Here is a 12182-nt window from a genome sequence, read left to right on the forward strand (position 1 = left end):
ATCGAGAACAGGACTGGCATGGTTCGCGAACTCACTCATTTCATCGGCGGGCAGCGGGTGGCCGGGACCTCCGGCAACTTCGGCGACGTCTACGACCCCAGCACCGGGCAGGTCCAGGCGCGGGTGCCGCTGGCCAGTGTGTCCGAGGTCGAGGCGGCCATCGCGAATGCGGCCGAGGCGCAGCGCACGTGGGCCGCGTTCAACCCGCAGAAGCGGGCCCGGGTGCTGATGAAGTTCGTCGCCCTGGTCCAGGACGAGATGGATTCGCTGGCCGCGCTGCTGTCGAGCGAACACGGCAAGACCATTCCCGATGCCAAGGGCGATATCCAGCGCGGGCTCGAGGTGATCGAATTCGCGATCGGCATTCCGCATCTGCTCAAGGGGGAGTACACCGAGAGCGCGGGCACCGGGATCGACGTCTATTCGATGCGGCAGCCGCTCGGTGTGGTCGCCGGCATCACCCCCTTCAACTTCCCGGCCATGATCCCGCTGTGGAAGGCCGGACCGGCGCTGGCCTGCGGTAACGCCTTCGTGCTCAAGCCGTCCGAGCGCGACCCCTCGGTGCCGCTGCGGCTGGCCGAACTGTTTCTCGAGGCCGGGCTGCCGGCCGGTGTGTTCAACGTCGTCAACGGCGACAAGCAGGCGGTCGACACGCTGCTGAACGACGAGCGGATCAAGGCCGTCGGCTTCGTCGGCTCCACCCCGATCGCGCAGTACATCTACGAGACCGCCACCGCGAACGGTAAGCGCGCCCAGTGCTTCGGCGGCGCCAAGAACCACGCGATCGTCATGCCGGACGCCGACCTCGACGATGTCGCCGACCAGCTGATCGGCGCCGGTTACGGCTCGGCGGGCGAACGCTGCATGGCCATCTCGGTGGCGGTGCCGGTCGGCGAGGAGACCGCGGATCGCTTGCGCGCCAAGCTCGTCGAGCGCATCGGCAAGCTGAACGTCGGCCGCTCCGACGATCCGGGCGCGGACTTCGGCCCGCTGGTCGGCCGCGACGGTGTGGACCGCGTGAACAACTACGTGCAGATCGGTGTCGACGAGGGCGCCGAGCTGGTGGTCGACGGCCGGGGACTGAAGGTCGCGGGCGCCGAGGACGGATTCTTCGTCGGCGCAACGCTGTTCGACCGCGTCACCCCCGAGATGCGGATCTACAAGGAGGAGATCTTCGGCCCGGTGGTCGCGATCGTGCGCGCCGCCGACTACGAGGAGGCGCTGCGCCTGCCGAGCGAGCACGAATTCGGCAACGGCGTCGCGATCTTCACCCGCGACGGTGACACCGCCCGCGACTTCGCCGCGCGCGTGCAGGTCGGCATGGTCGGCGTCAACGTCCCGATTCCGGTGCCGATCGCGTATCACACCTTCGGCGGCTGGAAGGCGTCCGGCTTCGGCGATCTGAACCAGCACGGTCCCGACTCGATCCGCTTCTACACCAAGACCAAGACGGTCACCCAGCGCTGGCCGCAGGGCCTGCGGACCGAACCGGCCGCGGGGGCGGGTGCCGATCACTTCGTCATCCCGACGATGGACTGAGGCGATGTTCGTACTCGACGAGGACGAACAGGCGATCGTGGACACCGCGCGCGGTTTCGCCGACGAACTGCTCGCCCCGAACGCGCTGGAATGGGACGAGCACAAGCACTTCCCGATCGATGTGCTGCGCAAGGCCGGCTCGCTCGGCATGGGCGGCATCTACGTCGGTGAGGACGTCGGCGGTTCCGGATTGCGCCGCGTGGACGCGGTGCGGATCTTCGAACAGCTCGCCACCGGCTGCCCGGCGATCGCGGCCTACATCTCCATTCACAACATGGCCGCGTGGATGATCGACAGCTACGGCACCGAAGCCCAGCGAAACCGCTGGTTACCGGGGCTTACCTCGATGGATCTGCTGGCCAGCTACGCGCTCACCGAACCGGGCGTCGGCTCGGACGCGGCGGCGCTGAGCACCAGGGCCGTTCGCGACGGCGACGACTATCTGCTCACCGGGGTCAAGCAGTTCATCTCCGGTGCGGGCAGCACCGATGTGTATGTCCTGATGGCGCGGACCGACGACGCCGGTGCCCGCGGCATCTCGGCGTTCATCGTGCCCGCGGATACGCCCGGACTCTCCTTCGGCGCCAACGAGAAGAAGATGGGCTGGAACGCTCAGCCGACCCGACAGGTCATCCTCGACGAGGCCCGGGTGCCGGCCGCGAATCTGCTCGGCGGTGAGGGCAACGGCTTCCGGATCGCGATGAACGGCCTCAACGGCGGCCGGCTCAACATCGCGGCCTGCTCCCTCGGCGGCGGCCAGACCGCGCTGGACCGGACCGTGGCATATATGGCCCAGCGCAAGGCATTCGGGGCCCGGTTGCTCGACAACGCCGCGCTGCAGTTCGACCTCGCCGATATGCGCACCTCGCTGGAGGCGGCGCGGACCCTGCTGTGGCGGGCGGCGGCCGCCCTCGACGCCGACGCCGCCGACAAGGTGGAGTTGTGCGCGATGGCCAAGCGCTTCGCCACCGATGCCGGATTCGAGGTGGCCAACAAGGCCCTGCAATTGCACGGTGGCTACGGCTATCTGGCCGAGTACGGAATCGAGAAGATCGTGCGCGACCTGCGCGTGCACCAGATTCTCGAGGGAACCAACGAGATCATGCGGGTCGTGGTGGCCCGCTCGGTAGTCGGCGCGGCATGAGGAAGAAAATGACCGAAGCAGAAGTACTGTTCGACAAGCGCGACGGCGTGGGCCTGATCACGCTCAACCGGCCCAAGGCCATCAACGCGCTCAATCACCCTATGGCGCAGGCGATTCTGTCGACCCTGCGCGAGTGGGCCGTCGACGACGAGGTCCGCACGGTGGTGCTGACCGGCGCCGGGGAACGCGGGCTGTGCGCGGGCGGCGATATCGTCGCCATCCACACCGACGCGAAGAACGCGGTGGCGCACGGCATTTCGCGCCACGACAGCGCAGATTCGCCGAGCGGCCGGTTCTGGCGCGACGAGTACATTCTCAACGCCTTGATCGGCAACTACCCGAAACCGTATGTGGCCGTAATGGACGGCATCGTGATGGGTGGCGGCGTGGGGCTGTCCGCCCACGGCAATCGCCGCATCGTGACCGAGCGGTCGATGGTCGGGATGCCCGAGACCGGTATCGGCTTCATCCCCGATGTGGGCGGTACGTATCTGCTGGCGCGCACACCGGGTGAACTGGGTACCCATGTCGCGCTGACCACGGCGCGCATGGGCGCCGGAGATGCGATCGCGGCCGGGTTCGCCGACTATTTCGTTCCCGCCGAACGCATTCCGGATCTGCTGGCCGAACTGCGCCGCACCGATGCCGACGCCGCGATCGCGGCCGTCGCGCAGCCCGCACCGGTGTCGGACCTTGCCGCGCAGCGGTCGTGGATCGACGCCTGCTACAGCGCCGACACGGTCGAGGAGATCGTCGCGCGGCTGCAGCGCCACGACGCCCCCGAGGCAGCCAAGGCGGCCGGCGACGTGTTGTCGAAATCGCCGGTGGCACTGAAAGTGACGTTGCGTTCCCTGCGCAACGCCCGCGCGGCGGCGAACCTGGAACAGGCGCTGGACGAGGAGTACCGGGTCTCGGTGGCCGCGCTGACCACGCACGATCTGGTCGAGGGCATCCGTGCCCAGGTGGTCGACAAGGACCGCAACCCGCAGTGGTCGCCCGCCACCCTCGCGGAGGTGTCGGAGGCGCTGGTGGACAGCTATTTCGCCGGTCTGGGCGACCGGGAACTCGGACTGAGCGGAGCACAGGAGTGACGAACGTGACGAAGGTAGCCTTCCTGGGCCTCGGGCATATGGGCGGCCCGATGGCGGCGAATCTGGTGCGTGCCGGATATCGGGTACTGGCCTACGACCCGGTGCCGGCCGCGCAGGAACAGGCCCGCGCCGACGGAGCGGAGGTCTTCGACACCGCCGCGGCGGCCGTGACCGAGGCCGAGATCGTGATCACCATGCTGCCCAACGGCCGCGTCGTGCTCGACGTCTACGACAACGTACTGCCGTCCGCCAAGCCCGGCACCCTGTTCATCGACTGTTCCACCATCGACGTCGCCGACGCCAAGCGTGCCGCGGAAGTCGCTGTGGCAGCGGGACATCGGGCCCTGGACGCGCCGGTGTCGGGTGGCGTCGGCGGTGCCACCGCCGGCACCTTGACCTTCATGGTCGGCGGCGAGGCCGACGATTTCGCCGCGGCGCAGCCGGTGCTGGACGTGATGGGCGGCAAGGTCGTGCACTGCGGCGGCGCGGGCGTGGGCCAGGCCGCCAAGATCTGCAACAACATGATCCTGGGCATCTCGATGATCGGGCTGTCCGAGGCGATCGTGCTGGGCGAGAAACTCGGCCTCACCCACGACAAGTTCTACGACGTGGTCTCCACCGCCTCGGGCCAGTGCTGGTCGTTGACCACCTATTGCCCGGTGCCCGGCCCGGTGCCGACCAGCCCGGCCAACAACGAGTACCGGCCCGGATTTGCCACCGCGTTGATGAACAAGGACCTGGGCCTGGCCGCGAATGCCCTGCGCGACAACGATGTCGAGGGGCGGTTCGGTCTGCTGGCGGCCGAGATCTACGAGCAGTTCAACCGGTCGGCGGGGGACCTGGACTTCTCCGCTATCGTCACCGATATTCGCCGCCGTTCCGGCGCGAAGCCGGGCCAGGATTCCGGCGAGTAGCCGAGAAAGGGAAACAGTGACCGACTTCGAAACCATTCTGCTGGAGCGCACCGGACGCGTCGCGGTGATCACCCTGAATCGGCCGAAGGCACTCAACGCGTTGAATACGCAGGTGCTCACCGATATCACCGCCGCACTCGACGAGGTGGAGGCCGATGCCGGCATCGGCGCGGTGGTGCTGACCGGTTCGGAGAAGGCGTTCGCCGCCGGCGCCGATATCAAGGAGATGCAGTCCAAGTCCTATATGGACATGTTCCTCGCCGATTTCTTCCAGGGCTGGGACCGGGTCGGCGCATTCCGCAAGCCGATCATCGCGGCGGTGGCCGGATACGCCCTCGGTGGCGGCTGCGAGCTGGCGATGATGTGCGACATCCTGATCGCCGCCGACACCGCGAAGTTCGGCCAGCCGGAAATCAAGCTGGGTGTGATTCCCGGTATGGGCGGCTCCCAGCGCCTGACCCGCGCGGTCGGCAAGGCCAAGGCCATGGATCTGATTCTCACCGGCCGCAATATGGACGCCGAGGAGGCCGAACGCGCCGGACTCGTGGCCCGCGTCGTCCCGGCGTCGGAACTGCTGTCCACCGCGCGCGAGGTCGCCGAAACCATCGCCGGCATGTCGCTGCCGTCGGTGATGATCGCCAAGGAGGCCGTGAACCGCTCGTACGAGACCACGCTCACCGAGGGCCTGCGTTTCGAGCGCCGGGTGTTCCACTCGCTGTTCGCCACCGAGGATCAGACCGAGGGCATGACCGCCTTCGTGGAGAAGCGCGCGGCGAACTTCGAACACCGCTGAGCAGTCTCGTCACGAGCGGTCGCGTGCCCGGGAATTCCCGTACGCTCATCGGCGTGAGATGGGTAGTCGCCGCGGTCACGGTGGCCACCGCTGGGGTGGTGGCGGGATGTGGCGCGTCCGGGCCCACACCGGCCGCGACGAGTCCGGCGCCGGCGCCGGTCTCCGCGCAGGCATTGGCGGTCGCCGAGTGCGGGTCCGCCACCGATGCGGATGTCGTTGCCGCAACAGGCATTTCCGGGTTACAGCAGGTATCGGCCAACCCGCTACGCTGCCGCTGGGAGGCCGCCGCCGGCACCTCGGTGACCTTCGAATGGTTCCGCGCCAGTCCGATCGCCGCGCATACCGCCACCGACCCCGCGGCCCAGGCGGCGCCGCTGCGGATCGGCGACCACACCGGCCGGATCTTCTCCACACCGCAGTGGTGTGAGGCCGCCGTCGATTCCGGTGCCGCGGATTTCGTCGACTGGCGTGCCGACGAGCCGCAACCGGCTGCGGCACAAGCTTGTTCGGCCGTGCGGCAGCTGGCCGCGGCGACCCTGGCGAAGGCGGGGTGACGACGATGCGCCGAGCGCGCCGGCTCCTCGTCGCGGTGGCCTTGATCGCCGCCGCGGCCGGATGTTCCTCGGGGCCGGCGCCCGCGCACCGGCCGGTGCAGGCCGAGGACGAACTCCTGCAGGGGTGCGGCCCGGAAACCGATGCCGAGATCGCGAATCTGGTGCACGCCACCGCCGTTCACCGCGAGGGCGAGCCGACCGTCTGTGCCTGGGAGGGCAACTACCCGGACGGCGGCGTCGTCGATATCACCTACGCCTGGTTCGCGCAGGACTCGCTGTTGCGCGACGGCCAGGTCGCCGCGGCGCTCGGCTACCGCACCGAGCATCTGGTGATCGGCAGTTTCGGTGGGCTCATCTGGCACGATCCCCGAGATCCTGGCAGTTGCGGGGTTTCGGCCGCCGATTCCGGGACCGTCACCTACTGGGTGCAGAACCGCTCCCGCCTCGCCACCCCGGACCCGTGCGCCGCGGCGACGGACGCGGAGAAGGCGACCGTCAAACTGGACGGATGATCCGCCGTCACTTCCCGGGTGGGGGTTCGGCACTGCTGCCCGCGACCTCCACGGGACGCGCCGGTGTGCCGTCGTGCGCGGGCCGTGCCGCATCGTGCCCGGTGACCAGCAAGCCGGTGACCGTCGCGCCGAGCGCCGCGGTCACCGCCAGCGCCGCGACCACTTTGCGCCGTGATACCGCCGCTCGCGGCGTCGAGGCCGCCGATCCGCACTGCGGCGGGGTGAATCGGATACCGCGCACCCGGCGCGCCGACGGTTGTTCGGTGGCCATCAGTACCGCGCCGCGAGCGGAGACGAAATCGGGCTCCGGATCGTAGATCACCGGCAGATCCAGCAGCTGCTCGAGCGACTCGCGGATACTCGGGCTGCGCGTGCAGCCGCCGAGCAGCGCGACCGCCCGCGGTGGGACCCCGGTCTCCTCGATCAACTGCCGCACATACGACACCGAATGGTGGATTCCGGCCACGACCAGATCGTGGAAGTCGCTGCGGGTCACCACGATTCGCATGCCCGAGCGGGGATCGCCGGCGGTCACCACCCGGGTGCCGCTGAGCTGTTCCTTGTATTCGCGCCCGGTGGCATTGTCGATCTCGACACCGCCGTGCGCGAGATGCCAGCGCAGCAGGGCGTCGTGGCCGTCGCCGCCCAGCAGGGTGCTGCGCTTACCGGCCAGAATGGCCTGGGTGCGGCAATCGGCCTCGGTGAGGGTGAGCCCGGAGCTGCCGAGGTCGTAGAGCAGCACCGCACCCTCGTGGGGCAGCTGTCCGCTGAACCGCAGATAGCGCAACTGGGCCGGTGGTTCGTCGATGATGGTGAGCCGGCTGCGTCCGGCCGCGGCCCGGATGGCCTCGGCGTGCAGGGCGCAGCGTGAGGTGACGGCGATGCCGGTGACGAATTCGTCGCGGTCGGCCGCGGAGGCCCGCATCGCGTCGATGGCCTGGAAGACCGGCTCCTCGACCCCGGCTCCCGCGCGACGAGCGACCACGCAGCGATCGATCGGCGGCAGATGGGGCTGATCGGAGTGGGTGAGCATGGCGCGCGCGCCACCAGCGCCCGCCGACACGCCCAAGACCAGCACCATGGCGTCCATGGTGAACCTTTCGAGCGCCGATGGGAAGGCAGCGCCCCGGGATGTCGCTGCCGGAATACCGGCAATCCGGCCGTCAGGCCCAGCGAGTCGGTGTGTCGCCGCTGTCGAAGTCCCCCGCCTCGCGCCGGAATTCCGCCAGCAACTGCAGCAGCAGGTGGAGACGCTCCGGAGGCAGTCCCGGCCGGGCGAAGACCGTCTCGTTCAACTCCCGGGTGGCCGCCGCCGCCAGATCGCGCCCGGCGGCCGTGATCTCGATCAGGGTTGCCCGGCGGTCGCTGGGGTGTGGTACTCGTTTGACCAGTTGGGCGGCTTCTAGCCGATCGACGGTATTGGTGACACTCGTCGGGTGGACCTGCAGCCGGGCGCTGGCCGTCGCCATCGGCAGGGCCCCGGTCTTGCTGAAGCTGAGCAGCGTCAGCAGTTCGTAGCGGGAGAAAGTCAGTCCCGACGGGCGCAGTGCCTCGTCGACCCGGGCCATCACGATCTGCTGGGCACGCACCAGGGAGGTCACCGCCGCCATCCCGTCGGCGACATCGCCCCAGCCGTGCGAGGTCCACTGGCGGTGGGCCTCTTCGATGGGGTCCAGCGGAAGCGGGCGAGGTGCGGCCATACCGCCGAGTGTATTTGCCCGTCCGCTCCCACGCTGCGGTCCGGAGTCGCCGAATCGGTGATTCAGGACAGTCCCGAAAGATCACCGAGGACAACATGGTTGCGATCGGCGGTGCTGCCCAGCGTGTATTCGGGCATCAATCCGAGATATTCCGCCCGGCTGCGGGTGCTCCACCGCCGCGCGTCCGGGGTGCGGGTTTTGTAGAAATTGACCATGTAGCCGCCCTCGTAGAGGCGCAGCAGGGTGTAGCCGCCCGGATACTCCTTCACCGCGCCCACTTCAAGGAATTCCACCCGGAGCGGGATGTCGGGCCGGGTGCGGCGATTGCGGTGGGTATGGCCCGCATGGTGGAAGAACACCCCCGGCGTCGCTCGATACAGCTGTTGCAGGGTGAGCGCGTCCGATCGATTCAGCACGAAATTCGGCCCGGCGAGATTGCTCAGGCCCGATTCCGCGGTGACCGGATGATGTCCGAAGACGACCGTCGGCCGATCGGGGTCGCGGTTCAGCGATTCCCGCAGGCGATCGAATTGCCCGGGACCGATACTGCCGCCGGATCCGTCGAGTTCGGTGGTGTCGAGCCCGATCAGCCGCAGTCCGCCGAGCCGGTGCTCGCTGAATTGTTCCGGGGGAAGGAAGGATTCGCCCCAGCAGTCGTGGTGGTCGGCGGTCACCGCCGGGCAGGCGGCATAGTCGGCGCCGGTATGCGGCCGGTCGTGATTGCCGCGCGCGGCGAACCAGTCGCGCCCCTCGATTCCCCAGGCGTCCAGCCGGTTTCGTACCGTCCGGGTCTGCTCGGGAGTAGCTTCCGCGGTCAGATCACCGGCCAGGATCAGATGGTCGGCGCCGCGATCCGGCAGGCATAGATCGTCGAGCAACGCCCCCAGCATCACCTCGGGATAGGGCGGCAGTCCCGATTCCTGCCGCACACCCGGCGGCAGGCCGACGGCGATGATGCCGCTGGTCTCCTCACCGACGTGCACGTCGTTGCAGAGAGCGAGGGTGCGCAGCAGCCGGCCCGGGGGAGCGACCAGAGTGGTGAATTCGCCGGTGCATTCGGGTGCGCCCGGTAGATGGGTGACCAGCTCCGGCGCCGGTACCGCACGCACGCCGTCCGACCATGCCTCGAATCGATACCGCCGCCCCGGTTCCAGACCGTCGATCTGCGCGTAGTGATACGGCGTCCGATCGGTGTCCGCCACGGCAGCCGTCCGGGCGGGGCCGGTGGAATCCGCAGGAGCCAACCGGATTTCGGTGCCCGCATCGACCGGTACCGGTGCTCCCGACGCATCGGCGGCGAGGGTCGTCCAGGTGATGATCGCCGACGTGTCGGTGATCGTGACCACCTCGAGATCGGTCGCGCGCAGTGAATTCGCCTGGGCCCGAGCCGAACCCGGGAGGACGAGCGGTGCGGCGGCCGCCGCGGCCAGAGCCGTGAGCAGCCGGCGGCGATTCGGCCCGCAGCAGGTCATCGTCGCTCCCTCGGAGTTGGTCGGTTCCGATCCGAAGCCGACCCTACCCAGACCGGCGCCATACCGCGTTTCGTGTCGCGAACCCACCCGGTAGGTTGGCTAGCCGGTCGCCTCGGCGCAATTTCCGATCGGAAGGACGGTCCATGGCAACGGCGCAGCAGCACGAACGCACCCGGTGGAAACTCGTGCTCGGCGTGGTGGCGCTGGCCGCCTCGGCGCTGGTCACCGCCTGTTCGGCGTCGTCGAACGCGCCGGAGATCGTGGTCTACAACGCGCACGATCAACGCCTGACCCGGCAGTGGGCCGACCTTTTCACCGAGCAGACCGGGATCCGGGTGACGCTGCGCGACGGCGCTGATGCCGAAGTCGCCGACCAGGTGCTGGCCGAGGGGGATCGATCGCCCGCCGATGTGGTTCTCACCGAGAATTCACCGGCCATGGCCCGGATCGAACGCGCCGGACTGTTCGCCGACCTCGACCCCGCCACCCTCGCGCAGGTGCCGGAACGGTTCCGCCCGAGTTCCGGTCACTGGACCGGAATCGCCGCGCGCGCAACCACTTTCGTTGTCCATCCGGCCGAGATTCCGCCCGCCCAGCTGCCCGCCGGATTGCTGGACCTGCAACAGCCGCAGTGGCACGGTCGCTGGACCACGGATCCGCACGGTGCGGATTTCCAGGCGATCGTCGCGGCGCTGCTGGAACTGGACGGCGAGAACACGACGCGCGCGTGGCTGCACGGGGTGAAGGACAACGCGTCCGTCGCGCCGAACGGTTTCGCCGCACTGAAATCCGTCGGCGCGGGCGGGGTCGGCGGCGCGCTGGTCTTCGCCACCGACTGGTACCGCGCGCAGCTCGCGCCCGAGCGAATCACCGGTCCCTCGGTTCCGCATTATTTCCGCGGCGGCGACCCGGGTGGATACCTCTCGCTGTCCGGTGCGGGCGTGCTGAAGTCGAGCCGGCATGCCGCCGACGCGCAGCGGTTCGTGCGATTCGTGACGGCTGCGGCCGGTCAGGGTCTGCTCAGCGGCGGTGCGGCCATGGAGTATCCGGTGGCCCCCGGCGTACCCGCCGACCCGGCGCTGCCGCCGCTGGATTCACTGGACCCGCCGCGCGTGAATCCGAGCGACCTCGACCCGGTCAGGGTCGAGGCGCTGATGCGCGAGGCGGGGCTGCTCTGATCCGCTACGAGGCGGTCAGGTCGTAGCGGTACCTGCTGGTCGGGATGACGTCGAGGTCGCGATCGGCGCCGAAGGTCGCGACGCTGGCCATCATGCGGCCGGCGCGGCGCTGCAACTCCGCCTCGTCACCACCGCTGCCCCAGAACGCGTGCTGGTCGGTCATCGCATCCATCGGGAACAATTCCTCGACCAGCGCGTCCACCCGCGGCCCCGGAGTCACCGCGGCGACCACGGCGTTCTGCACATAACCGAAGGTGGCCTGGGTTTCGATCGCCACGGTCGTATGCCGATCCTGCCAGTTGTGCAGCCATTCGGCGCGGCTCAGTTCCTTCGGAATCCGCAGCAGCGCGATATTGGCCAGTGCGTCGTAGCGGGTTCCGTCCGGGGGCCGCGCGGTGGTGAGCGGTTCGCGTTCCTCCACGATCCAGCCGTTGATCCGCTCGGCGACGCCGCTGAGCACATCGGTGATCGGCCCGTTCTGCCCTTCGCTCCAGACGGCGACGATCGCGGCGACCGGTTCGTCGTAGGTGCTCACCCGCAGTTGTGCTGCGGCGACGTCGGCATCGCCGATGTTGACCTGCAGTTCGGTCGCCCCCGCGGCGGCCAGCCGACGGTGGAAATCCGGTGCGTGGAGGATATCCGCGAGATCCGGCCCCCAGAGGGCGTACATCAATTTCATGCCGGATCCTTTCGGGGAACTGCGTTCGGCTGCGACGACGGTAATTCCGTCTACCGCGCGACACTCGCGATTCGCCGAACCCGGTCCCGCTCACCGGGACCGAATCGGATGCCGGATCGCCGCGAATGTGCGACGGTCCGGACGAGTCGGTCGCCTACAGTGAGAGCGACATCCATCCGGTGAGAGGAGACCAGGTGCGCCGCATACTGTTCGCGATGACGCTGTGTGCCGCTGTACTGCCCGCGCTCGCCTGCTCCGCCGAGGCCGACCGCGCACCGGCGGGTACATCGGCGCCCGCGTCCGCGCCCGCGGCTGCCGACCACGGCACCAACGGCACGATCGAGGTGGTGGCCACCCACGGTCCCGAGAAGTACGCCGCCGCCGGCCTCGCCGCGGGCATCACCACCTGTCAGGCCGGTTCGGTGCTGGCGACCCTGACCACCGGACGCGACGGTAAGGCCCACCAGGATGTCGCCGCCGACTGCTATCAGGTGCAGGTGACGTCGGTGCCGATGGGATGCCGGTTGGCCACCGACACCGCCAAGAAGGTCGATGTGGTGGCCGGCCGGACCGCGACGGCGGAGTTCGGATTGGCCTGCGCCTGAG

The 12182-nt window shown here is 69.0% G+C and carries 13 protein-coding genes; 9 read left to right on the top strand and 4 right to left on the bottom strand.

Annotated features, from left to right (window positions below; genetic code table 11):
- Window positions 1–18 precede the first annotated feature (18 nt).
- From NE2_RS14510 to NE2_RS14540, 7 genes are read left to right on the top strand one after another with little or no spacing between them, the layout of a single operon-like run.
- Window positions 19–1539 carry a CoA-acylating methylmalonate-semialdehyde dehydrogenase gene (locus NE2_RS14510; RefSeq protein WP_063026436.1) on the top strand — a complete coding sequence of 507 codons (1521 nt, stop codon included), beginning with the start codon at window positions 19–21 and terminating at the stop codon, window positions 1537–1539.
- Between the two features lie 4 nt (window positions 1540–1543).
- Entirely contained in the window at window positions 1544–2683 is a 1140-nt protein-coding gene (locus NE2_RS14515) for an acyl-CoA dehydrogenase family protein (protein WP_063026438.1), read from the top strand.
- Window positions 2684–2691: 8 nt separating this feature from the next.
- The gene (locus NE2_RS14520) at window positions 2692–3774 is read left to right on the top strand and encodes an enoyl-CoA hydratase/isomerase family protein (RefSeq protein ID WP_063015861.1); all 1083 of its coding nucleotides are present in this window, start codon (window positions 2692–2694) and stop codon (window positions 3772–3774) included.
- Between the two features lie 5 nt (window positions 3775–3779).
- Complete coding sequence (gene mmsB / locus NE2_RS14525; RefSeq protein WP_373862247.1) at window positions 3780–4688, top strand: 3-hydroxyisobutyrate dehydrogenase; 909 nt, start codon at window positions 3780–3782, stop codon at window positions 4686–4688.
- Between the two features lie 16 nt (window positions 4689–4704).
- A complete protein-coding gene (locus NE2_RS14530; protein WP_063026442.1) occupies window positions 4705–5481 on the top strand; it encodes an enoyl-CoA hydratase in 777 nt (258 codons plus the stop codon).
- Between the two features lie 53 nt (window positions 5482–5534).
- Window positions 5535–6035: a DUF3558 family protein gene (locus tag NE2_RS14535; protein WP_167356739.1), complete on the top strand. Its 501-nt coding sequence runs from the start codon at window positions 5535–5537 to the stop codon at window positions 6033–6035.
- Window positions 6036–6040: 5 nt separating this feature from the next.
- Window positions 6041–6547, top strand: a complete 507-nt coding sequence (locus NE2_RS14540; protein WP_084494036.1) for a DUF3558 family protein — start codon at window positions 6041–6043, stop codon at window positions 6545–6547.
- A gap of 7 nt (window positions 6548–6554) precedes the next feature.
- On the opposite strand, the gene NE2_RS14545 is transcribed toward NE2_RS14540, so the two are convergent.
- The 3 genes from NE2_RS14545 to NE2_RS14555 form a co-directional block, all read right to left on the bottom strand.
- Complete coding sequence (locus tag NE2_RS14545) at window positions 6555–7637, bottom strand: Hsp70 family protein (RefSeq protein WP_063026448.1); 1083 nt, start codon at window positions 7635–7637, stop codon at window positions 6555–6557.
- 73 nt (window positions 7638–7710) lie between these two features.
- Complete coding sequence (locus NE2_RS14550) at window positions 7711–8247, bottom strand: MarR family winged helix-turn-helix transcriptional regulator (RefSeq protein WP_063026450.1); 537 nt, start codon at window positions 8245–8247, stop codon at window positions 7711–7713.
- 62 nt (window positions 8248–8309) lie between these two features.
- Window positions 8310–9719, bottom strand: coding sequence for a metallophosphoesterase (locus NE2_RS14555; protein WP_063026451.1), 1410 nt, complete (start codon window positions 9717–9719; stop codon window positions 8310–8312).
- 143 nt (window positions 9720–9862) lie between these two features.
- Here NE2_RS14555 and NE2_RS14560 point away from each other — a divergent pair, with 143 nt between their 5' ends.
- Window positions 9863–10897, top strand: coding sequence for an extracellular solute-binding protein (locus NE2_RS14560; protein ID WP_063026453.1), 1035 nt, complete (start codon window positions 9863–9865; stop codon window positions 10895–10897).
- A gap of 4 nt (window positions 10898–10901) precedes the next feature.
- On the opposite strand, the gene NE2_RS14565 is transcribed toward NE2_RS14560, so the two are convergent.
- Window positions 10902–11576 (bottom strand): EthD domain-containing protein, encoded by a 675-nt coding sequence (locus NE2_RS14565; protein ID WP_063026455.1) that lies wholly within the window; start codon window positions 11574–11576, stop codon window positions 10902–10904.
- A gap of 194 nt (window positions 11577–11770) precedes the next feature.
- Between NE2_RS14565 and NE2_RS14570 the strand changes: the two genes are divergently transcribed.
- Complete coding sequence (locus NE2_RS14570; protein WP_146100742.1) at window positions 11771–12181, top strand: hypothetical protein; 411 nt, start codon at window positions 11771–11773, stop codon at window positions 12179–12181.
- Window position 12182 lies beyond the last annotated feature (1 nt).

Source organism: Nocardia elegans NBRC 108235, from assembly GCF_001612845.1.
In the GTDB taxonomy this organism is placed as follows: domain Bacteria; phylum Actinomycetota; class Actinomycetes; order Mycobacteriales; family Mycobacteriaceae; genus Nocardia; species Nocardia nova.